The sequence below is a fragment of the Niastella sp. sgz303648 genome (assembly GCF_059587045.1).
In genome coordinates this window covers 247,879-270,815 of sequence record NZ_JCAPSW010000001.1, presented here as the reverse complement: position 1 = coordinate 270,815, position 22,937 = coordinate 247,879, and the positions used below count along the sequence as shown (strand labels likewise).

Below are 22,937 nucleotides of genomic sequence, written 5' to 3'. Positions count from 1 at the left end.
GTATTCAGATAAAACGAAAGTGCCCGAACACGCCAGGAACAGATTTCACTTAAGCGGGTAAAAATTAACAGATGCTCTCAGATAGCCTTCATTAAGGCGTTTATGACGATTTGGTTGGAAGAAACTGAAGGAGATTTAATAGGAATATGGACGAGAGATTGTAAATGTAGTATTTTATATCTTGATGTCCAAATGTCAAATATCCGTAACGGTATGTACTAACGACGATATAAATAAAAAAGGCGGAGTGATCCGCCTTTTTTTAGAAAGAAATTGAGCGTAATTAAGTGGCTGAGTGAATGCAACGCGGTTGTGCTATGGGGGTATTTACCAACGAACTGCTTCAAACTTCCAGCCCGGTACTACTTTTTGCATTTCTGTTTCATCATCGCGTTTGGTCAGTCCACAGTTTATATAATTCTGATGCAGTCGTGCCAGCGCCTGTTTGTCGAGCTCTACGCCTAAACCAGGTGCTGAGGGAACAGCAACAGCGCCGTCTTCAAACGTAAAACGACCGGCAGTGATCACTTCGTCCGACTGCCAAGGATAATGCGTATCGAGGTCGTAGAGCAAATGGGGCAGGGCTGCGCCCAGGTGCACCATAGCGGCCAGCGATATGCCCAAATGACTGTTCGAATGCATGGAAAGATGCCTTCCGAATGTTGAGCATATCTTCGATAATTCCATGGAGGCTCTTAAGCCACCCCAGAAATGGTGATCGCTCAGAATAATATCTTCAGCGCCTATGGCAACACTGGCCGGTATATCGTCGAATGAAGTGGTACACATATTGGTGGCCAGCGGCGTTTTAAGCGCCTGCCGTACGATCGACATATTTTTTTGCCCCCTTGTAGGATCTTCGAGGTATTCGATAATGCCTTCCATTTTACGGCCGTATTGTATGGAGGTTTCAACCGTCCACAAAGCATTCGGGTCAATACGTAATGGCATATGCGCACCAAAGGCTTCGCGTAAGGCAAAAATGGCTGCTGTTTCCTGCGCAGGTTCAAATACACCGCCTTTTAATTTTATAGAGCGAAATCCAAATTCTTTACACATGGCTTTTGCCTGTTGTACGATGCCTTCGGGATCCAGCGCTTTTGCCTGACGGGCGGCGCTCCATCCGGTTGCCTGTTCATCGATGTTAAACCCAAGATCGCCTCCGGCGCCTTCATATTTATAAAAAAGATAGGCAGCAAAGGGCACGCGTTCCCGCATCTTTCCGCCCAGCAGGTCAACTACAGGCAAACCTGTTATTTTACCTATGATATCTAAACAGGCTACTTCAATGGCGCTGAAGATGTGCACCAGCTTTCGCTGATCCCAGGGCGTATCGCCGCGTTGTGCTGCTGTTTCCTTACCAAAATAATTTTCCAGCTCACGGCCGATGCTGTTTAACTGAACGGGAGATTTTCCTATAATGATATGACGGGCCGATTCAAGGGACTCGTTGATGCTTATATTACCCGGAATTTCGCTAACGCCCGAAATATTATCATCGGTGATCAGCTCAACAATGGTACGTAATGCATAAGGTGCGTGCAAGCCCGCTGCGTTAAGTAAGGGTGGATCGGTGATGGCTATTGGTGTTACGATCATTTCCCTGATGCGGGCGCTTTTTATATTTTTCATCTGAATAAGTTTCCTGAGTTTAGCAATAATAGGGTGCGGGTTCCTGTTACCAGTTTCCTGTTTCCCGGTATCCGGCAACTGGTAACCGGTAACCGGTATCTATTGTATTCCCGACAACTGTTGTATCAGCCATGCGATAGCGCTGTGGTCCCATTCGCCTTTGCCCTGTGCTATCAATGCATCCATATGTGCACTAACCTGTGCCGTGCCATACAACGGAACCGAAAAATCTTTTCCGGCCTGCAGGGCGATATTCATATCTTTTCGATGCAGTTTTATTTTGAAGCCGGGGGTGAAGTTTTCGTCGATAATTCTTTTACCATGTAAATCGAGAATGCGGCTTTGCGCAAAACCACCCAGCAGCACTTCGCGCATTTTCTCCAGATCAACACCTGCTTTTTTCGCCAGGGCAAAGGCTTCGCCAACGGCCGATATGGTCATGCCAACGATCATCTGATTGCAGGCTTTTGTCATTTGGCCGGCGCCCGGTTCTCCGATGAGCACAATATTTTTTCCCATTACTTTGAACAAAGGCAGGGCCCGTTCAAACGCAGGAGCAGTACCGCCCACCATTATAGATAATGAAGCAGATGTAGCGCCAACCTGTCCGCCCGATACGGGGGCATCCAGTGCTTCAACACCTTTTTGTTGTAACAACCGATAAATTTCTTTGGCAGCCGAAGGCGCAATGGTGCTCATATCGATAAACAAACTGCCTGAGCGTACACCTTCTATAATTCCTTCAGCGCCTGTAACTACTTCCAGCACTTCGGGCGAATCGGGCAGCATGGTTATGATAATATCACATTCCTGCGCTATGGCCTTACCGGTAGCATAAGCTTTGGCGCCTGCTTCAACCAGTTCGGCGGCAGCTTTGTTCTTTTCCAATACGCATACCGGGTAGCCTGCTTTTACTAAATGCAATGCCATGGGCTTACCCATGATGCCTAATCCTATGAATCCAATCTTTTCCATATTGATACTTCACTTTTTTATTTAAAATTTCACGCAAAGGCATTAAACCAATATCGAATAATGAATATTAAATGTAGAATGTTGAAATAAAAACAACTTCGACATTTATCATTGGACATTCGATATTCGATATTTACATCGAAATGTAGAATGCTGAAATAAAAACAACTTCGACATTTATCATTGGACATTCGTTATTCGATATTACACCAACGGCATCAGCTTCGCCGCAATCATGATTATTATTAACCCTGTTAACCCCATCACCAGCAGCATAGGCGCAAACGCCCGTAAGGTTTCCCTTTCGGTAAGGTTCGACATCTTACAAATAAGCCAGAAACCGGCATCATTCATCCACGGAATTAATTTCGATCCGCAGCCAATGGCCAGTCCTAAATACAATGGATGATAAGGCAAACTGGTATTATGCGTTAATCCCGATAAAATGCCCGATGCAGTTATCAATGCAACGGTGGCCGAACCCTGCGCTGTTCGCACAATCGCGGTGATAAAAAATGCCATTGGTATCAGGGCCATCTGATAATCTTTCGTCCACAGGGCAATGCGTTGACTGATGCCCGTTTGCTGCAGCATACCTCCGAAAGCGCCGCCGGCTGCAATGATCAGTATAATACCACCCGCACTTATTACCGCTCCCTGCACAAAAGAACTTAATCCGGCCCTGCTTTCTTTTTTGTGTACCACCAGTATTAATAATGCAATGAGCGCGCCAGTGACCAGGGCAATATTTCTGTCGCCCAGGAATTTTATTATACCGGCCATGTTTTGCAAAAACAAAGAAGATGATATTGTTGCGGTATCGCCGCCATGTACTGAATGCAGTGCTGTATCGGCGCATATGAACACCAATGGTATTAATAGCGGCAGCAGCGACAGCCATAGGGGAGGAAGCTGTTTGGTTTCCTGTAACGAAACCGATCTGATATCTTCGAGCTTTGCATCGAGTGAATCTCTTAATTCAACAGGCCATTTTTTATTTACCCATACGGCATAATAATAACCTGCTGTAATGGTAAACAGTCCGAGTAAAATACCGGCGATCATCATGGTGCCCATGGCAATATGCATTTCACCTGCGAGGAACAATGGCCCCGGGGCCGGCGGCACCAGTGAGTTGGCCATGGCTGCCCCGCCTGCGATCGTAAGAATGAACAGCAAATAATTTTTTCCCAGTCGCATGCTGATCGTTTTCGCCAGCGGCGTCATGAGTAATATAACGGCATCAAAGAATACGGGAATGCCTACAAAAAAACTGCTTACCAAAAAAGCTACCGGTGCTCTTTTTAAACCGGTGAGCCGTAATACCGATCGCACGATGCGTTCTGCGCCTCCGCTTTCGAGCAGGCATTTTCCTATAATGGCTGCCATGGCTATGATGATGCCGATTTTTGAACAGGTATTTCCAAACTCCAATGCTACTCTTTCACCGGCGCTCCGGGTCGCCTGCTGAAGGGCGGCTGCCGGTGTGGCTCCCTTGCTTATGGCATATTGTTCAAGAACCGATACGGGCGTCATAATAGCAACCACCAGCGCTCCCAGTAACAGGGCCAGAAATGGATGCAGCTTTAATCCGATGATACCACCGGCCACTATAACGATACCCGCAAATAATATAACTGCAGGCTCTGATAAGAATAAGGATAATGTCATGCCAAGCCGGTTTTTCCTGAGGGTCGAAAAGTTTGTAATGTATTAGCCATGTTGCGGGCTGAATCGGCAACAAAAGTGGAATCGGCGCCACAGGCTATCATGCGTATGCCCATGTTGTGATACCGGGCATATTCGGCGGGATTAAAAAATAAAATACCGGTTGCCTTACCTGCTTTATTAGCGGCATTCACGGTTGCCTTTACTGCATCAATAAATAACGGATGATCGAACTGACCAAAGATGCCTAATGCCATGGTTAAATCGGCAGGGCCGATAAACAATACGTCAATGCCATCGAGTGCGGCAGTGCTATCGAGATGATCGAGCACTTCGGTGGTTTCGATCTGTACAATACCAACTATATTTTCTTTAGCCTGCTGATAATAGTTTTGAAAGTTTTGTCCGAATGCAGTGGCCCGTACCATTTTGGCTACGCCGCGGGTGCCATCGGGCGGATAATGCAATCCGCTGGCTACGGCGGCAGCTTCGGCCGTATTGGTAATGCGGGGGCACATTATGCCTTCGGCGCCCATATCGAGTATGCGATGTATCCGTTGCCGCTGGCTGCTTTCAATACGCACAATGGCGGCAGCCGGTGTATGTTCAAGCGCCTGAAGCTGGTTGTATACATCCTTTTCGGAGCCTGCGCCATGCTCAAGGTCTATCAGCACCCAGTCGAATCCCGATAGTCCAACGATTTCGGCGGTCACCGCACTTCCTAAATTCAGCCAGCAGCCATGGAGGGTGGCGCCCTGTTGCAGTTGTTTCTTTAAATGCTTCATATGGACTTTTTCCTGTGGTAAAGGATAAACTAAAATTAAACAGATATTAATTACGTAATTATCTGATTCTAACACATTGCTTAGCTTTTTTGGCTTTAGTTTCTCGCAAAGGCGCAAATGTGTTTGTTTGTGGTTTGCGGTTTGTGGTTGCTACCGCGCTTTGGAAAATCATTATTACCTCCCGCACCTTAAAATTGAAACAGGATCAAAATTGCACAGTATGATTCACCGAAAGAACCACAAACTATTAACCGCTTTATCCCATTAACCGTTAATTAACACTTCCTAATCCATCGTTAACGGCCACGTGTTGCAACCAGCCCGCTTTTATTTTAACGTCTGTTAACGCACACGAACACAGATAACAAACTCAAAAAGTAACCACGTGAAAAATAGGTGCAACAAAAGAATTTCTTTCGTAAGAATAATACTTTACTGTTCAGGCACTGCCTGTATAATGGCTTTCATAACTGCCTGTGAAGGAAAAGCCGCTTCGGTAAAATCGGCGGCAACGGTTAGCAAACCGGCCATTGTTGATGTAATGGTGGCGAATGCAAAAAACATCAGCAACACCGTAGAAGCTACCGGAAGCATTGTGGCCAATGAATATGTTGAGCTGCATCCCGAGGTAAGCGGCCGCATTACTTATTTGCATGTGCCCGAAGGCGCCCGCGTACAGCAGGGCGAACTCATTGCGCGTATATACGACGATGACCTGCAGGCGCAGATGCAGAAGTCGAAAGTGCTGCTTGATCTTTATCAGAAAACCGAAGAGCGCGACCGGCAGCTGCTGGCCATTAACGGCATCAATCAAAGCGATTATGATCTGGCCCTGAACAATGTGAAAAGCACACAGGCCGATATTGCTTATACACAGGCCCAGATAAATAAAACCATCATAAAAGCGCCCTTTAACGGCGTGGTAGGATTGCGGCAGGTAAGCCCCGGCGCTTACGTGTCGCCGACATCGGTTATAGCTACGCTGCAGCAGGTCGACAAAACAAAAGTCGATTTCATGATGCCCGAACAATACAGCTCGCTGATAAAAAAAGGTGCCACTGTAGATGTGCTTTCCGACGGAACAGACTCCCTTAAACAAAAAGCAGTGATCATTGCCACCGAGCCGCAGGTAAGCGCGCTGAGCCGTAACATAAAAGTGCGTGCGGTAATGCCAAACGGTTATAAATCGCCCGGGGCTTTTGTAAAAGTGTATGTGAAGGGCGTACTGCAGTCAAAAGCCATGCTGGTGCCTTCCAATGCCATTATACCCGATGATAAGAACAACCAGCTGGTGGTGATAAAAAATGGTAAAGCTGCATTTGTAAACGTGCAAACCGGTTTGCGCATGGCCAATAATGTTGCCATTACAGGTGGATTAAATCCCGGCGATACCGTTGTGGTAACCGGCGTATTATTTGCCCGCCCCGGAGCTCCTGTAACGGTACGAAGTGTAAAAACCATTGATTAATTTGAAAATGTGCTAATTTGAAAATTTGAAAGTGAAATACACCGCTCCCTTACAATTTCTTCATTTTTCATAATAGCACATTCCCATTTTAGCAATTTGCCATGTCATTTTCAAATTAACTCATTTTCAAATTTTCAAATTGATAGATGAATATCTCCGAACTATCGTTAAAGCGTCCGGTGTTAGCAGCAGTAATGAACCTCATGCTGATCTTATTTGGCGTGGTGGGTTATTATTATCTGGCGGTAAGGGATTATCCGGCAATCGATCCTCCCATTATTACCGTTTCTACCAGTTATACCGGCGCCAATCCTGATATTATCGAAAGCCAGATCTCGGAACCGCTCGAAAAACAGATCAACGGCATACCCGGTATACGCACTATATCTTCAACCAGTACGCTTGGCAGCAGTGTAATTACTGTTGAATTTAACCTTGGCGTTGACCTTGAAGCCGCCGCCAGCGATGTTCGTGATAAAGTGAGCCAGGCCACCAAAAGTTTGCCGTTAGATATCGATGCGCCGCCGGTAGTTACCAAGGCCGATGCCAATTCGGATCCAATTTTAATTCTTGCTGTGCAAAGTCGCACCAAAGGGTTGATGGAGCTGAGCGATTATGCCGACAATGTTTTGCAGCAACAATTGCAAACCATTGACGAGGTTAGCTCGGTAACCGTATTTGGCGACAAAAGCTATTCGATGCGCATATGGCTGAACCAGGATAAAATGAACAGTTATGGTATTGCCTATAATGATATCAGCACGGCCATGAACAACGAAAATGTAGAGCTGCCTCCGGGAAAAATTTATGGCAACAATACCGAGCTTACTATAAAAACCCTGGGCCGGCTTACTACCGAAAAAGATTTTCGCGACCTGATCCTGCGCGACGACAGCACAGGCATTGTGCGTCTCGGCGATATTGCCCGTGTTGAACTGGGGCCGCAGGTTGAGGAACAAAGCTGGAAGTACGATGGCGTATACGCGATCGGGTTGGCCATTGTGCCGCAACCCGGCGCCAATAATATTGCCATTGCCAATGAGTTTAACCGCCGCCTCGGGGAAATAAAAAGATCAAACAAATCAGATCTTGAATTTCATGTGCTGATAGATAATACCAAAAACATCCGCCAGTCGCTGGCAGAGGTAAAAGAAACCCTCATCATTGCCTTTGCATTGGTAGTGCTGGTGATCTTTTGTTTCTTCCGCAACTGGCTGATCGCCCTGCGGCCGCTGATCGATATCCCCATTTCGCTGATCGCTACTTTCTTTATCATGTATGTGTCGGGCTTTACCATCAATATTCTTACGCTGCTTGGCATAGTACTGGCAACCGGCCTGGTGGTAGACGATGGCATTGTGGTAACGGAAAATATCTTCCGTAAAATAGAGCAGGGAATGTCGATACACAAGGCGGCGCTGGAAGGCAGTAAGGAAATATTCTTTGCCGTTATATCTACCTCCCTTACGTTGGCGGTGGTATTTATGCCCGTGGTGTTTTTACAGGGTTTTACAGGGCGCCTTTTCAGGGAATTTGGCGTGGTGCTGGCCGCAGCGGTATTGATCTCGGCATTTGTATCGCTCACCATTACACCTGTGCTGAACGTATACCTTACCCGGCGTTCCCCCTCCACCGGAGGGGGGCAGGGGGAGGCCCGCCACGGAAAGTTTTACGAAAGAACCGAGCCCTTTTTCAGAGCTATGGAAAACGGTTATCAGCGGTTACTGACAGGGTTTATGAAAGTGCGCTGGCTGGCCTGGGTGATCATTGCGGTGTGCGGACTGATGATCCTGCTTATTATGCGCAGCATGCCCAGCGAAATTGCGCCGCTCGAAGACCGAAGCAGCGTACGCTTTACCGTTACCCTGCCCGAAGGATCGAGTTACAGCGCTACCCAAAAAGCCACCGATGCCATAGCCAACTACCTGTACGACTCAGTGCCCGAACGGGATTTTGTGTTTGCCCGCACCCCGGCGCAAACCATCAATTCGTCGCAGCCGCGGTTAGGACTGGTAGCGCCGGCTTTACGAACCCGCAGTCAGGACCAGATCACCACCGACCTGCAGAAAAAATTACGACGATTTAATGATGCGCAAATTTTTGCCATACAGGAGCAAACCATAGCAGTAGGATCAGGTTCAAAAACAGGGTTGCCCATTCAGTTCGTATTACAAAACCAGGACCTGAATAAACTGAAACAGGTAATACCGAAATTTTTAGATGCAGCACGAAAAGATAAAACCTTTTCGAATGTAGATGTGAACCTCAAATTCAATAAGCCCGAACTGCAGGTAAGCTTCGACCGCATGAAGATAAAAGACCTCGGTCTGAGTACCTACGATGTAATCAATGCCATGCAGGCAGCATTCAGCGGAGGCCGACTGGCGTATTTTATAATGAACGGCTATCAGTATTATGTAATTGCGCAGGTTGAAAGAGGGGAGCGCAACGAACCCACCGACATCAGCAAGATGTATGTGCGCAATTCATCGGGACAAATGATACCGCTCGATGCTGTAGTGCATGTTGAAACCAGCAGCAGTCCTTCGAACCTGTTTCATTTTAACCGGTATAAAGATGCAGTGATCTCTGCATCGCTGGCGCCCGGAAAAACCATTGGTGATGGCATTAAGGTTATGCAGGGCATTGCCGATAAAATGCTCGATCCCGGTTTTCAAACGGCATTGACCGGTCCATCGCGCGACTATGCCGAAAGCTCGTCGAACATTCTGTTTGCGTTTGTGCTGGCATTGATATTAATCTATCTCGTTTTATCGGCCCAGTTCGAAAGCTTTATCGATCCGTTTACCATTATGCTTACCGTGCCGCTGGCATTGGCAGGCGCGCTGCTGAGCCTTTGGGCATTTCATCAAACCCTGAATATTTTTTCCGAAATAGGCATGATCATGCTCATCGGGCTGGTTACCAAAAATGGTATCCTCATTGTTGAATTTACCAATCAGAAACGCGAAACGGGCATGCTTAAAAAAGAAGCGGTGATAGAGGCTGCTTCGCAACGATTGCGTCCTATTTTAATGACCAGTTTGGCTACCTCACTGGGAGCATTGCCCATTGCATTGAGTTTGGGCGCTGCTTCAACCAGCCGTATTCCATTGGGTATTGTAGTGGTAGGAGGGATTATGTTTTCGCTGATACTTACCCTGTTTGTAATACCGGCTGTGTACACGTATGTATCAGGTAAACATAAGGCGCATAGCAGTTTGTAGTTTGAGGTTTATGGTTTGTAGTTCTTTCGGTGAATCATACTGTGCGATTTTAATCTTGTTACAGGTATTATAGCCGTGCCACGGTTTAGAACCGTGGCACGGCTTCAAAAAAGTGGTTAAACAGGAGATGGAGCCCTTCGGCTCCGCTCAGGATTGAAAAATAAGGTTCGCGCAAAGGCACTAAGGTTTTTTCTTAGCGTTCTTACAGATCTTGAAGCGTTCATCTTTGCGGCTTAGCGCCTTTGCGAGAAATATAAATAACAACTTATGAAACACATCATACATCACATTTTGTTTTTATTATTTCCCGCTGCGTTGCTGGCGCAGGGGCCTTTAACGCTGCACGACGCGGTAGCAACGGCATTGAAGAACAACCTCGGCATACAAATAGCGAACAACAATATTAATATCGCGAATATCAATAACAGTTATGGTATAGCAGGCGGATTGCCGGTAGTTACCGCTACCGGTTCCGATGTGGAGCAAGTGAGCAGTCTGAAACAGGAATACGCCAATGCCGCCAATAATAAAACCAGCAATAATGCCGCATCGAACAACCTCAGTGCCGGTATAACCGCTTCGATGCTGGTGTACAATGGCGGACGTGTAACGACTGCCAAACAAAGGTTGGGCATCGCGGCCTTACAAAGCCGGCAGCAGTTAAGTTCCCGGGCGCTGTTGCTGGTGTATAGTGTAATGCTGCGATATTACGATGTGATCAGGCAACAGAACTATGCCAAAACACTGCAGCAATCTATTGAAGTATCGAAGCAAAAACTAACCGTGGTGCAAACGCAGCAGAATGTGGGCATGGCCAATAATGCCGATCTGTTTCAGGCGCAGGTTGACCTGAACACTCAGATACAAAACCTGCAGGCCCAGCAACTGGTGATTGACCAGGATAAAACCGATCTGCTAACCCTGCTTACTTTAAATCCCGATTCGAGCATTGTTGTCAACGATACCATTCTGGTTGATAAAAGCATTACGCTGGCATCGGTGATCGATGCCGTTCGTAATAACCCCGATATAGTGGCAGCCGGTCAACAGGTAATAATCAACCAGTTTATTGCAAAGGAAACTGCTGCGCTACGCTATCCTTCATTGAGTGTAAACGGCGGCTATAATTTCAGTCATACAAAAAATGCTGCCGGCTTTTCGCTGCTGAACCAGAGCTATGGCCCATTTGCCGGCGTTGGTGTGAGCATACCATTGTTTAACGGCAATATTTACAAAAAGCAACAGGAAGTGGCCGACATCAACATAAAAAATGCCGGGCTGGTGAAAGACACGCTGGTGCAGAATTATACCGCCAATGCAGTGAAGAGCTGGCAGGCCTACAACAACAACCTGCAGCAGCTCGAAACAGTAAAGGCCAATTACGAATTGTCGCAAAAATTATTGAACCTTGCCATGCAACGGTTTCAGTTGCGGCAGGCCACTATTGTAGACATCAAAAATGCCCAGCAGAGTTTCGAGAATGCAGGCTACCTGCTCATCAATACCAGTTTTGCCGCCAAGGTGGCCGAACTGCAGTTAAAACGATATGCCAATCAGATGACGTATTAGCCAAAGACATTGCAGCAAAATACATGTGTCATATAATAGCCTGATTCTCCTCATTTTTATTTTCTGTTTATCTACGGAACTTTAAACAGTGGCACTTGTAATAATCATCATCATATTACTCATAAGCCTGTTTATTGTTTGGTTGTTAACCGCACCGGTATATATTGAAATCGATACAAGAGTACCGGAAGCCAACCTGCGATGGGTATCCCTTGGGCGGTGTACGATCCGGTATCAGCAGGAATGGCTGTTGTATGTGCAGGTGCCGTTTTACAGACATACTTTCAGGCTGGCGGCAATAACATCCAAAAAGAAAAAGCCGGCTGAAAAGAAAACAAAGAAAACAAAACCCGCTCATCGAAAAAAGCTCCTGCGAAAACTGCAAAAAGGATGGCAAGTACTGCGAAGCTGTACCGTGCAGCAATGGCAGCTATCGATCGATACCGGCGATTATACAAAAAACGCGCAGCTGTATCCTTTTACTTTTTATCCTGCCTTATATGGTCACCTGATGATCAGCTTCACCAATGAAAACTACTTTTTCATCCGCATCCGCAACCAGGTATGGAAAATGTTAGTGGCTTATCTGCGCAGATAAGCAATTCAATATTTGTTAACCGTAAAATATCATTGTTATGCCATTTAATCTCGATGAAACGGTAAAACAACTTACCGAGCTTTTAAAAACAGAAGCAAAGACTGAAACTGTTGTGGGACAATCGTTCCAGTTAGGCGAATTCACCTGTGTGCCCGTTATTAAATTCGGCATGGGTGTTGGCTACGGCGGGGGAGAAGGAACAGGCCGCCAGGATGGCAAAGGCCAGGGCGAAGGTACCGGTGGCGGCGCCGGTGGTGGAATGGGGGTTGAACCGATCGGCTTTCTGGTAACCCGTGGCGATCAGATATCTTTCCTTTCAACAAAAACCAGCAAAGGCCTGAGCGCCGTATTTGATAAAGTGCCCGACCTCATGGAAAAAATGATCGACCGCAAGAAAGCGGGAGCAACTTTATAGGAACAACCTGTTTAATTAGCCGTGCCACGGTCCTGAGTGAAGTCGAAGGGGAACCGTGGCACGGCTTTGTGCATATTATACCCATTAAACAATTTACCCATCAAACCATCGTAATTATCTTAATTTCGGCCGGAAAATACGCCGCCGCAACGCAACAGGCGGGCTCGAAATTAGTCAGCAAACAACAGCTAATGATCTGGTACGAAAACGACGTTAAAAAACTGGAAGCGTTAACAGGCAAATTACCCTACACGCCTGAAACTATTTTTTATGGAAGTTCCTCCATCCGCCTGTGGCAGGGATTGTACGATGACTTTAAGCCTTTTAACCCGGTAAATCTGGGGTTTGGGGGCGCCACGCTTGCCGCCTGTGTATGGTTCTTTGAACGCATTATGCAGCCCTATTCGCCCAAACATATTGTTTGTTATGCCGGAGATAACGACCTGGGCGACGGACGAACCGCTGAAGAAGTGTACATTTTTTTCCGCCAGCTGCTGATTTGTCTCGATCAGCGGTTTCCCGGCGTTCCGTTCACCTTCATCTCAATAAAACCCAGTCTTTCGCGATGGAATATGGTGAACCAGATTCGCTATACCAATAAGCTGATCGGCGAAGCCATTCAAAAAGCGGGGGATCATTACCATTATGTGAACATATTCGACCGCATGCTCGATGCAAACGGACATCCGGTGAGGGAACTTTTTGAATCAGATGGTTTGCATTTGAGTCAAAAGGGTTATCTTTTGTGGAAAGAAGTGCTGTTGCAGCATTTTGAGCAAAAGTTTAAAATTTAGTAACAGCAATAAGCCAGCCTTTTGCTGTTTTTCCCAGTCATTTGAGATGTAATGATCCGAAAATATTATAAGTGGTTTAGTCCTTCATTGTACAGGCACATGGAACTGCTTGTTTTCGGTCATGCCGGAGCGTCGGTGCTTTTCTTTCCCACCCGAACGGCGCGCTTTTACGATTATGAGAATTGGAAGATCGTGGAATCGCTGCAGGATAAAATAGAGCAGGGGTTTTTACAATTGTTTTGTGTAGATAGTGTTGATGCCGAAAGTTTTTATGCGCATATTCCGCCGTCTGATAAAATCAGGCGGCACCTGCAGTATGAACGGTATATTTTGCAGGAAGTGCTGCCACTGATCATTTTCCGCAATAATTTCAAATGGCTCACCGCCGCAGGTTGCAGTTTAGGCGGTTATCATGCGGTTAATATCGCTTTCAAATATCCCCAATATTTTAACAAGGTGGTGGCCATGAGCGCCCGGTACGACCTCACTTTATCGGCCAATACTTTCCCCGACCTTTTTAATGGCTATATCGATCAGAATATTTATTATAACATGCCCAGCATGTATATGCCCAATTTAGCCGACGGAGCCATTCTTGACAATATTCGTAAAATGGATATAACGCTGGCCGTTGGGAAGGAAGACCCGTTTTTCGAGAACAACAAACATTTAAGCGCGGCACTCACCAGTAAGAGTATCAATCATTCCTTGTTCATATGGGACGATGAAGCCCATCGCCCGCGTCACTGGCGAAAAATGGTGCAGCTGTATTTGTAGGCTAAGAGCTAAAAAGAGTAGAAGGAGAAAAAAGAGATCTTTTATTTCATGACTTTGATTAAATAATCTTACAACCCTGTAATAAACAGTGCAAATCATTTAGTCACCTTTAAGTTTAAGGTCACAATTACTGTTTGAAAAGAATGACATCAAACCTCTGAACTCCAGAATAGCTACAGTTTTTAGTTTGTTCTGGTTCAAGTCTGTTTTCTTAATATAGTCATCAATAATTTTGATTAAAGTACTTTGGTTTTCCGTGGTTAGCTGCGTATCACCGTACGGGTCAATAGAAATGCCTGTCCAATGCCTGTAGGTTTCAAATATGTCTGCAAGTTGATTGTACCAGGTGTCGTCAAGTCCAAATAAGTATTGGTTGTTGTCGAGCCGGTGAAAATCTAAAGCCATAAGCGGGTTTGCAATTATGCAATTATAGTCAAAGGTTTCAAATTCGAAAATTAAACAGATCTTCCATATCAAAACAATTACAACCGGCATTATTTTATTCCGGCAGGTTGTTTTAACAGCAGTAATAAATAAAATAAACGGGAGCAACTACCGGCTCTCAACCAGGTTCGCTTGCACATCTTTTTCATCGAGATGTACATACTTCGAAAATTCCTTTACCGACACATATTCATCTTTTGCGCGGCCCAGGGAATCTTTAATAGTCCTGAGCAGGCGTTGGGCGGTTCGGATATTGATACCCATAATTTTTGTTATGTCACGGGTATGGATCACCAGACGCCCGGTTGTGTTTTTTTGGGAAGCGGCTCCCTTTTTAATTTTAAGGGCCCCGTTATGTTGGGCATTGTTCTTTTTGGGTGCGGCGCTTTTCTTTTTTGCGCCGGCAGTTTTTTTGGCAGCAATACGTTTTTTTTTAGCCATGCAGATCAGTACGTTTAATGGTTAAGGCTAATAACGGGCAAATTACCCGTATGAACAATGGAAATTACAATTTTTTATGCAATGAAGACGATATGGGGATACCTGTTTATGACGGCGAACCAGATCGGGTTAACAAATCGAAAAGGCGGGGCGCGAATGTTAATGGTCGTTTACGGGTAAAATCAGGCACTTTTAGTGATCAGATTATTTAGATCAATTTAGCCGTAAAAACTTTAATGTTCATGGCAGTAAGTGTAAGGTACTTTATTAATACATAAGATACAGGTTTTATTGGGGTATAAGCGCATTTCTTATTATTTTTTTAAAATATATTTTATAGTTAACTTTATTCACAGATAAACGCAATTGATTTATCTGTTCCCTCATATATCCGCACTGGTTCTTTATCGCTTATGAAAGCGGTTCGATTTTCTGTCTAACGTTAATGATGAAGCATGTGTTTGGCGATTTTTCAAGCTGTTAAGCCGTTAACAGTTTAACTGATTTTTTGCATGCCTCCGCATGGTATTATATCTATCAGGGAAAACCGAAAACCTGTATAAAAGAGTAGGTATATCATTAACGTTAAAAATTTCTGTATGAAAAAAATCAAAATTGCATTGGTGTTATTAGCCATCACAATTGCAATAGGTGGCTCATTTGCCACGGCGCCCTGCCAAACCTGTGAAGCTTACACACAGTATTATCGTAGTGGTAATTACTATTATCTGGCAGGTGTGTTTGGCGAAGAATACACCTGTGATGGAACAATTGGTACGTGTACATACTGGCGGCCTAATCCTGCTGAACAACCTAACTATTATGTTCCATGCCGAACAGGGTACTATACACCTATTTGGTAAACCTGGTTTCGGGCTATCTTGGATTTTGAGGCATTCCGGTTTGGGCTATTATTGCAGGAGGGATGGGTAATACATAACGTTTATCGTTTGGAGGCAGTTCATATAGCTGCCCTTTTATGTTACGTTTTAATGTTATAGAACGTTCTTCTTTGTTTAAACGCCGGATATCTGTCCAACGCAACCCGCGTATAACCAGTTCTTTTTGCCTTTCTGCAATGATCAGTTGCAGAATATCAGAGGAAGGCGGTACAGTGACTGGCTTATAACTGTCTGCCTTCCATCTTTTTTTTAACAACGTATTTAGATCCGTTAGGGCCGCTGCCGTATTTTTACTTCTTGCATGCCATTCGGCCCTTATCAAATAAATTTCGTCGATCGCAAGTCCGCTGAAAGGAAAGTAGTTGCCATAGTAGCTACCTTTGATATTGGGCAACCGGTCTTTATTCATAATAAAATAAGCCATAGGCCGCAGGTCGCCGGGTGCATAAGATTTATACAGTGCAGAATCAATTATGCAACCGCTTGCCGAATAACCAATCAGGCAATCTGTTGTAGCATGGAATCTGGTCTGATACAACGTTTCTTTATTTAAACGACTAAAAGGCATATTGGAAGACAGGTCTAAATCATTATAATCCATAAGGTCATTATTCATCATCAGACAACTATCTGCATACATACCTGCCTTATCATATTTTCGCATAGAATGATATACCCGGGCAAGCATAGCAAATACCGCGGATACAGACGGGCGATTGCGGTTTGCAGAGTCTACTCCGGAAGGAAGTAACAGACGGGCGGTGAATAAGTCGGTCAGGATCTGATTGTATGTTTCATGTACAGTAGAGCGTTGCGACGGCACTTCAATCACCGGCGTAAGTCGTAATGGTATCCCCAGACTATTGTCTGTTATTTCATCATAAGGGGGGGCAAACAATTGTGCTATATTATAAAACGCATAAGCTCTTTTGAAATGTGCATCGCCTTTTATTGTATTCCATTGTTTTTGATAGCTTCCGGTAGAATTAAAATGGGGCAATTCGTAAAGTACAACATTGGCATAAAATACCTGTTGGTACGGCAAAAACCAGTCGTCTACTACTTCACGGTACCCAAAAATTGATGAGGCCCATATGTATGTATTTTTTTCCCTCGAGGTTAAAGAGTACCACAACTGGTCGGTAATATAGATTGCATCTGCCGATAGTTCGCCCAAAACAGGACTGCTGTTCATTACACTTTCATTATCAAGTAAAGCCTGCAAATCCTGCAAAGAGGAAGGAACCTGGTATGCACTGGAGGGAGTACTGTTTAGCAGTTCTCTTTTCAGGCATGATGTTACGCCTGCTCCGTAAGCCGACAACCAAATCAACAGAATAAGATTGTTTTTCATTCTTTTTCATTTTTGGTTTTTTCAAAGTCAACACTAAAACCTATGGTCCAGATACGACCTGTAGGGATACCTGAAACATAATCGGGGTCTGTTCTTGTTTTTGTGGCTTTCCATAGGATGCCAATATTGGTGGCCTGTATAAATATCCGGGCCTCCCTGAATGGCAGTCTCTTAAAATAAAGCCTGTTGAAATTATAGCCCAGCTGAATATTCTGAAGGCGGATATTATCTGCTTTTTCAACCTGAACATCCGAAAATTTATAGAACAGATCCCGCCGTATACTTATATTTTTCATCGATGGAACGTTGGTAAATACTTCATCACCGGGTTTTTGCCAGCGTTTTTCATAATCCACGTGCCCGAAACCGCGCCCATTGATCAGGTCTGTATAAGAAATAGTATTGTTGCGGAAATAATGACCCAGTTTCCATATGATGGAAAAAGAAAGATTGAACCCCTTCCATTTAAAGTCATTATAGATACTGCCATAAAAAACAGGTTGTTCGGGGCCGTTATATACCAGTTGATTAAGAGGTGTTTGATTTAATATTGCTTCATAATCTTTACTGATTTGGCCATGCAAAAATCCTCTCGGGTCGCCATTGGCCGGGTCCAATCCCTTCGAACGAAGGCTAAAAACAGCTAAGGGAGAATACCCCTGTAGTGGAATCCTGAATTCAGGGTCAAGGTATTTCCAGGTTGCGTCTGCTGTATCAGGATAACGGGTAACAATGGTGCGATTGAAGCTGGCTGACAATCTGGTTGTCCATTTAAACTGTGAGGATATTATATTTTGGGTATTCAATGTAAGATCTATTCCGGTTCCTTTCATCTCTGCTACATTGCCGATATAGGATAAATTGCCCGTAGTGTAATCAGTGGGTGCCGGGGCTATCAGATCAGTTGATATTTTTTGATAACATTCTATGCTTCCACCAACTCTTTTTTTGCCGATTGTAAAGTCTAACCCAACATTAATCATTTTCACCTGCTCCCATTTCAGTTTCGGGTTGGGGGCTGTGCTAATCAGGTTAGCCGGTGCGTTGTAAATATTTAAACTGCCACCGGCAATGGTAGTAACCGCGGGTACCGATTTTATCACATTGCCGCTAAATCCTATGGATGTGTGAAGTTTTAAATAGGTAAGCCAGGATGCTTTATAAAAAGGTTCATCCGAAATAAGCCACGTGCCTCCGGCAGACCATAGCGGTATGTTTTTTTGGCTGGAATCTCCAAAAAGGTTTGATTCATCCCGCCGGGCGCTGGCAGACAGGCTGTATCTTTTTCTGAATGTATACGCTGCGTTAAAAAAAATTGATCCATAGTGATCTTTTGAATTATAAGGATTCAATTCATTTGGTTCAATGCTTTTTGCCACAGAGGTATTGTAAAACATTGGAAATTGTGTATCGAAATCTGTGGGTATGCTACCCGACATGTCGGGATTGTAACCATATTGGCGGCCGGATAAATAGGATGTTTCGGCTATTCTTTTTTCAGCACCTGCTATAACAGTTATTTCGTGCGAGCCCCATGTGGGGTTAATGCCTGTTTGAAAACGAAGGTTCTTTGAAAAGAATTTTCCATCTCCATAATCCAGTATACCGCCCGGTGGTACATGCCTGATAATACCTCCGGCCGACCTTTCGCTGTAACTATTGTAATAATGACGTGGTAAATACATGTCGGGTTTCATATAATCACGTTGCTCTGTATTGTCTCTGGTATATTGGTAAAGTAATTTTGCATAAAAGTTTCTGGTGAAATTATATTGCAGTCCGGCATCAACGCGAATATTCATCAGTTGCATTTTATTATATCGCTTCAGTAACTCATCATATGGTCTGTAATTCCAATCAAGCAAAATACCCCTTGCAACCGTATCTTTATAGTATTGCCTGAGGTCTTGGGGAACAACCTGTGCTTTCCCATCTGGATCAACGACCCGAATATAATTCCAGTGCATATCAGGAGCCGGATTATTGTTAAGTGTTTCACTTTCGAGGTATTGTATCGACGCATTGGCCTGAATGTTTTTAGCCGGATAGAACTGGTAGTTTACCAAAAAGCTGTTACGTTTATATCCGCTGTTTTTAAGGCTGTTTTGATTTCTATCGAATCCTGCTGAAATAAAATAGGCATGACTGTCAGAGCCGCCATTTAAACTTATGGCATATTGCTGGCTTACCGCATTACGGTAAAAGTATTTTTTAAGATCATTACGATTATCGTATGCCCTGAAGCCGTTTAAGATTTTTTTAGCCTCCAGGTCAGAAAGCAATCCGTTTTGTTTTTGTATAAGTGTTTCAATAACGGGTGATACAACGCGTGCGGGATTTTTTAATGATAAGTAAAACCCATTCCGGAATAACGAGTCTTCAATATCAACATAATCACGTGTCGACATAGTTGGTTCGTAATGCAGGTTGGGTTTGCTTCCTATTGTTATGTTACTGTTTAAGCGTATTGTATTGCCGGTTGATGCGGTTCCCTTTTTAGTAGTAATTACTATTACGCCATTGCCGGCACGAGTGCCCCATATAGATGCTGCTGCCGCATCTTTAAGAAAAGTTACTTTTTCAACAACATTAGGGTTCAGGCTTGCAGTCCATGGATCGCCTTCATACGGCCAGTTGTCGATCACGATCAGGGGATTTGAATTTCCAAATAAAGAACTTAGTCCCCTGATTGAAATACGCTGCCGGTTTACATTGTAAGGATCTTTCCAGAACAATAAGCCATTGCCGATTCCTTCAATCCCCTGCAGAATAAATGGAGAAATATTCCGGTTAACCTGTTTGTCATACAATACCTCAAATGAACCGGTAGTTCTATCGCGTGGAAGGTTTTGATACCCGGTGCTGGTATTTTTGATCACATCTCCCAGTTTGTTTATCTTTTTGTTTAATTCTATAGTAATTAGTTCAGGGCCGGTTATGTTTTTTTCAATCGTATCTGTGTTCACACTTGTTAATACAAGCGTACTTATCGGATGCCGGCTGGCGATTTTAAACCTGCCATCCTCATCTGATTCAGTATACAGGTTAGTTCCTTTTACGCTTACGTTGATGAACTGCTCAGGCTCACCGTTTTTATTTGTTAATATGCCTTTCACAGGCAGGGAACCTACTTCGATACCATTTTTTTTAATACAGTAAGTGAGTCGAAGTGTGCTGAATCCGGCTTTTAATAATTGCTTCAGACTTACATTATGAACCGAACAGTTAACAACACCGGCATTTTTCAGCCACCATTCTTCGCAGGTAAAATAATAATTGTGGCCGGTTATTTTTCGTACTGAATCGAGGAACTCTACCGGGCTTGCATTTTTTAATGTAAGCGAATATTGAGCCTGGGTAGTAAGTGAAATTATAACAAAAGTAAAAGCTACTAATAGAGTTACAGATTTCATAAATGAAGCCCTTATAATTTTGTGTGTATCGAAAATTTATACAAGGAAATCCTGCACGGCCGGAAGCCGTGGACTGTTTGGTGTGGGTCAATACTTGGGTTCAGACTGCTGATTATATGCCCCTGGCATATAATCAGCAATGCTGTAACACTTTACATGGTTTAATGGTGAAATGGCATCGGCCGTATGGCCATTAGAGGAAAGGTTGGCAGAAGTGCAGCCTACGGCAACACAATAATTTTATTTCCGTTTAACTCTATATGAATATGAAATCTGGATTCAAGCATTAATATTACATCATTTAATGGAGTATTTTGGTTTATTCCGGCAGTAAATGTACCCCCGGGAAATTTACCCCGGAATGCCGCTATAACTCCATATGCTTTTTCAAGTTTTTTCAGTACAGAAGCAAAATCATCATTTAGAAACCTGATTGGTTCACTGTTAAGCAGTGAACTATTTAATGCATTATTGATGTAGGAAACCTTTATAGGTCCGTCGGTTGCAGCCAATGCCTGTTGGCCAGCCGCTTGCAGCAATTGGGAGTCGGTTTTGTTTGAAATCAGAATAGAACCTTCATAAAGGGTAGCCATAACATTTCTTGCATTTGGCTGAGTTGAAAGGCTAAAGCGGGTTCCTTTTGCTGTTATAAAAATATCGTCGAAAACCTTTACCCGGAATAGTTTCGGTTTATTAGGAGCCACATCAAAACTTACATTGCCTTTTTTCAACTCTACAGTTCTTTCATTAGTAAGATCGGGAGGGAAAGTAACAGCTGAGGTGTCTTTTAGTAACATATGTGTACCGTCTGACAGGGTAACATGCAGTTGCCGGTTTTGCGGGGTTGCTACCGTGTTTTGAAATACTGTATTAAAATCAGCTGTTTCTTTTTTTGTCTCAAAATTGTTAGTACTATATACAAGTGAGTCTGGTCCCTTTTTTTCAATTATTGAATTTCCCATATGGGTAATGATTCCGTTTCTCATAACGTCCAGTTCAATGCTTGAATCTTTCGAAATTCTGAGAACCGGATTATTGCCGGCAGGTATATAGCTGAGGTTGATATTATCCTCATTTACGGATTTCTTATTTGTTTTAACCGGCCAAAGAAAGTAAGCAGCGATTGCAATTAGCACGGTAGCCGCCGCCGCATAACCCCAATGAATTGTAAAAGAAGATTGTTTAATTACATCCGGAATTTTAATGTTAAGTTCCTTTTCTATTCTCTTCTTTCCGGTATCAGAGATACCACTACAAACCTGATGAAAAGTTTTGAGTTCCTCCCAATAGCCTTCTTTACTTGTAAATCTGTTATATAAATTTTTGTTTTCTGGTGATTCTGCTATCCAGTTTTTTAATAGCTCTTTTTCGGCCTTATTTAAAGTGCCTTGTAAGTCTTTTACAATTAACTGTGCAATTATTTGATAGCGCTCCTCCATATGTTATAAATAATAAGTAGCAGTAGTTGCCAATGCTACCTGATTTTTATGGTTATAATAAAAAGGATAAATTTACCCATTAAAAATTCAAACAATTATATGATCCAATGAAACGCAAGGCAAATAATCAATAAGTTTCTCCATTTCCTTGCGGATCTGATTGCCTTTATAGCCAATTGTTTTTGGTTTAGAATTGTTTTGCGATTGAGACTAAGTAGTTCAGCGATTTCGTCGATTGAAAGCTCATCAAAAAAATACATGGTAAAAATTACGCGTTTTCTCTTTGGTAATTTTTCCACTTCCTTATAAATATGATCAAGTATTTCCGCTTTAATTTTTTGATTTTCTTCCTGTTCTAATCTGTCATCAATTGTTTGCAATGAATGCACCAACTGCTGCTGATTTCTTGCTACTACATTTGAATGGTTTAGTTCATCAATACATTTATTACGGGTTGTAATATAAAGGAATGCAGCTATGTTTTGAATTGTTTCGAATTGCTCCTTTAATTGCCAAAGTTTAACCAATGCTTCTGTAACTGCATCCTCGGCTATATCATTATTTTTCACAAGCCTCAATGCATATTGGAAAAGCTTTTTATAGAATTCATGATAAATTATTCCATAAATTTCCTGATCTCCTTTTTTTAATCGTTTCAACTGTTTTTTTGACAAATCAAAAACGCCGTTCTTGTAGAATTTAATCATTAGGTCGAGTACTTTTTACAGATTAAATAAATAAGGGATAACGAATAGTACGGACCGGACAAGGTGGGCGATTATTTGTTGATCTGCGAAACAATTTTTAAGGTTACGCAGAAGTATATGCATTAATATAAACGGCGATGGTGAAATTTTTTCCCGGTTTTTTTTAAGTATTTTTTCTTTACTCACTTTATGATTCTGATTAAGACTTTGTGTATTTGTGTACGATAAGGCATAGTTGTGGAATCTTCTTTATACTACAAACGAGGACTGTTGAGTTTTTCCCGATGAATTGCAAAGTTTTTTTGTTGCGCACTTTTCAAGTCTTTGTG

General features: G+C 43.4%; 18 protein-coding genes. 8 read left to right on the top strand and 10 right to left on the bottom strand.

From position 1 onward, the window contains the following. Positions 1-327: 327 nt before the first annotated feature. From AC59IL_RS01010 to AC59IL_RS00995, 4 genes are all read right to left on the bottom strand, one after another. Entirely contained in the window at positions 328-1,632 is a 1,305-nt protein-coding gene (locus AC59IL_RS01010) for an enolase C-terminal domain-like protein (RefSeq protein ID WP_496550199.1), read from the bottom strand. Positions 1,633-1,731: 99 nt separating this feature from the next. Continuing rightward, a complete protein-coding gene (locus tag AC59IL_RS01005) occupies positions 1,732-2,607 on the bottom strand; it encodes a 2-hydroxy-3-oxopropionate reductase (RefSeq protein ID WP_496550198.1) in 876 nt (291 codons plus the stop codon). Between the two features lie 204 nt (positions 2,608-2,811). Next, positions 2,812-4,278, bottom strand: a complete 1,467-nt coding sequence (locus AC59IL_RS01000) for a GntP family permease (RefSeq protein ID WP_496550197.1) — start codon at positions 4,276-4,278, stop codon at positions 2,812-2,814. Continuing rightward, positions 4,275-5,060 carry an HpcH/HpaI aldolase family protein gene (locus AC59IL_RS00995; RefSeq protein ID WP_496550196.1) on the bottom strand — a complete coding sequence of 262 codons (786 nt, stop codon included), beginning with the start codon at positions 5,058-5,060 and terminating at the stop codon, positions 4,275-4,277. Before AC59IL_RS00995 ends, AC59IL_RS01000 begins: the two co-directional genes overlap by 4 nt. Positions 5,061-5,517: 457 nt before the next feature. On the opposite strand from AC59IL_RS00995, the gene AC59IL_RS00990 reads away from it, so the two are divergent. The 7 genes from AC59IL_RS00990 to AC59IL_RS00960 all read left to right on the top strand — a co-directional run bounded on the left by AC59IL_RS00990 (position 5,518) and on the right by AC59IL_RS00960 (position 13,908). Next, the gene (locus tag AC59IL_RS00990) at positions 5,518-6,528 is read left to right on the top strand and encodes an efflux RND transporter periplasmic adaptor subunit (RefSeq protein ID WP_496550195.1); all 1,011 of its coding nucleotides are present in this window, start codon (positions 5,518-5,520) and stop codon (positions 6,526-6,528) included. 146 nt (positions 6,529-6,674) lie between these two features. Further along, positions 6,675-9,755 carry an efflux RND transporter permease subunit gene (locus tag AC59IL_RS00985; protein ID WP_496550194.1) on the top strand — a complete coding sequence of 1,027 codons (3,081 nt, stop codon included), beginning with the start codon at positions 6,675-6,677 and terminating at the stop codon, positions 9,753-9,755. 267 nt (positions 9,756-10,022) lie between these two features. Beyond that, a complete protein-coding gene (locus AC59IL_RS00980; protein WP_496550193.1) occupies positions 10,023-11,324 on the top strand; it encodes a TolC family protein in 1,302 nt (433 codons plus the stop codon). Positions 11,325-11,412: 88 nt separating this feature from the next. Beyond that, entirely contained in the window at positions 11,413-11,922 is a 510-nt protein-coding gene (locus tag AC59IL_RS00975) for a hypothetical protein (RefSeq protein ID WP_496550192.1), read from the top strand. Between the two features lie 37 nt (positions 11,923-11,959). Next, entirely contained in the window at positions 11,960-12,337 is a 378-nt protein-coding gene (locus AC59IL_RS00970; RefSeq protein ID WP_496550191.1) for a GerW family sporulation protein, read from the top strand. 68 nt (positions 12,338-12,405) lie between these two features. Further along, entirely contained in the window at positions 12,406-13,131 is a 726-nt protein-coding gene (locus tag AC59IL_RS00965; protein WP_496550190.1) for a GDSL-type esterase/lipase family protein, read from the top strand. Between the two features lie 51 nt (positions 13,132-13,182). Then, complete coding sequence (locus AC59IL_RS00960) at positions 13,183-13,908, top strand: esterase family protein (RefSeq protein ID WP_496550189.1); 726 nt, start codon at positions 13,183-13,185, stop codon at positions 13,906-13,908. Between the two features lie 99 nt (positions 13,909-14,007). Here AC59IL_RS00960 and AC59IL_RS00955 read toward each other — a convergent pair whose 3' ends face one another. Both AC59IL_RS00955 and AC59IL_RS00950 read right to left on the bottom strand, forming a co-directional pair. Next, on the bottom strand, positions 14,008-14,313 hold the full coding sequence (locus tag AC59IL_RS00955) for a hypothetical protein (RefSeq protein WP_496550188.1): 306 nt from the start codon (positions 14,311-14,313) through the stop codon (positions 14,008-14,010). 147 nt (positions 14,314-14,460) lie between these two features. Continuing rightward, entirely contained in the window at positions 14,461-14,793 is a 333-nt protein-coding gene (locus AC59IL_RS00950) for a hypothetical protein (RefSeq protein WP_496550187.1), read from the bottom strand. 599 nt (positions 14,794-15,392) lie between these two features. Between AC59IL_RS00950 and AC59IL_RS00945 the strand changes: the two genes are divergently transcribed. Continuing rightward, positions 15,393-15,656, top strand: a complete 264-nt coding sequence (locus AC59IL_RS00945; RefSeq protein WP_496550186.1) for a DUF6520 family protein — start codon at positions 15,393-15,395, stop codon at positions 15,654-15,656. Positions 15,657-15,669: 13 nt separating this feature from the next. On the opposite strand, the gene AC59IL_RS00940 is transcribed toward AC59IL_RS00945, so the two are convergent. From AC59IL_RS00940 to AC59IL_RS00925, 4 genes are all read right to left on the bottom strand, one after another. After that, entirely contained in the window at positions 15,670-17,049 is a 1,380-nt protein-coding gene (locus tag AC59IL_RS00940; protein ID WP_496550185.1) for a RagB/SusD family nutrient uptake outer membrane protein, read from the bottom strand. Beyond that, positions 17,046-20,462 carry a SusC/RagA family TonB-linked outer membrane protein gene (locus AC59IL_RS00935; protein ID WP_496550184.1) on the bottom strand — a complete coding sequence of 1,139 codons (3,417 nt, stop codon included), beginning with the start codon at positions 20,460-20,462 and terminating at the stop codon, positions 17,046-17,048. The genes AC59IL_RS00940 and AC59IL_RS00935 overlap by 4 nt, the downstream gene beginning before the upstream one ends. Positions 20,463-20,683: 221 nt before the next feature. Further along, positions 20,684-21,901, bottom strand: coding sequence for a FecR family protein (locus tag AC59IL_RS00930; RefSeq protein ID WP_496550183.1), 1,218 nt, complete (start codon positions 21,899-21,901; stop codon positions 20,684-20,686). Positions 21,902-21,996: 95 nt separating this feature from the next. After that, entirely contained in the window at positions 21,997-22,608 is a 612-nt protein-coding gene (locus AC59IL_RS00925) for an RNA polymerase sigma factor (protein WP_496550182.1), read from the bottom strand. Positions 22,609-22,937 lie beyond the last annotated feature (329 nt).

Bases quoted from the DNA above. Each gene is read 5' to 3' on its own strand.
- AC59IL_RS01010 (WP_496550199.1), bottom strand. From the start codon at position 1,632: ATGAAAAATATAAAAAGCGCCCGCATCAGGGAAATGATCGTAACACCA.
- AC59IL_RS00935 (WP_496550184.1), bottom strand. From the start codon at position 20,462: ATGAAATCTGTAACTCTATTAGTAGCTTTTACTTTTGTTATAATTTCA.
- AC59IL_RS00945 (WP_496550186.1), top strand. From the start codon at position 15,393: ATGAAAAAAATCAAAATTGCATTGGTGTTATTAGCCATCACAATTGCA.
- AC59IL_RS00940 (WP_496550185.1), bottom strand. From the start codon at position 17,049: ATGAAAAACAATCTTATTCTGTTGATTTGGTTGTCGGCTTACGGAGCA.
- AC59IL_RS00995 (WP_496550196.1), bottom strand. From the start codon at position 5,060: ATGAAGCATTTAAAGAAACAACTGCAACAGGGCGCCACCCTCCATGGC.
- AC59IL_RS00930 (WP_496550183.1), bottom strand. From the start codon at position 21,901: ATGGAGGAGCGCTATCAAATAATTGCACAGTTAATTGTAAAAGACTTA.
- AC59IL_RS00925 (WP_496550182.1), bottom strand. From the start codon at position 22,608: ATGATTAAATTCTACAAGAACGGCGTTTTTGATTTGTCAAAAAAACAG.
- AC59IL_RS00985 (WP_496550194.1), top strand. From the start codon at position 6,675: ATGAATATCTCCGAACTATCGTTAAAGCGTCCGGTGTTAGCAGCAGTA.
- AC59IL_RS00970 (WP_496550191.1), top strand. From the start codon at position 11,960: ATGCCATTTAATCTCGATGAAACGGTAAAACAACTTACCGAGCTTTTA.
- AC59IL_RS00960 (WP_496550189.1), top strand. From the start codon at position 13,183: ATGATCCGAAAATATTATAAGTGGTTTAGTCCTTCATTGTACAGGCAC.
- AC59IL_RS01000 (WP_496550197.1), bottom strand. From the start codon at position 4,278: ATGACATTATCCTTATTCTTATCAGAGCCTGCAGTTATATTATTTGCG.
- AC59IL_RS01005 (WP_496550198.1), bottom strand. From the start codon at position 2,607: ATGGAAAAGATTGGATTCATAGGATTAGGCATCATGGGTAAGCCCATG.
- AC59IL_RS00990 (WP_496550195.1), top strand. From the start codon at position 5,518: ATGGCTTTCATAACTGCCTGTGAAGGAAAAGCCGCTTCGGTAAAATCG.
- AC59IL_RS00950 (WP_496550187.1), bottom strand. From the start codon at position 14,793: ATGGCTAAAAAAAAACGTATTGCTGCCAAAAAAACTGCCGGCGCAAAA.
- AC59IL_RS00955 (WP_496550188.1), bottom strand. From the start codon at position 14,313: ATGGCTTTAGATTTTCACCGGCTCGACAACAACCAATACTTATTTGGA.
- AC59IL_RS00980 (WP_496550193.1), top strand. From the start codon at position 10,023: ATGAAACACATCATACATCACATTTTGTTTTTATTATTTCCCGCTGCG.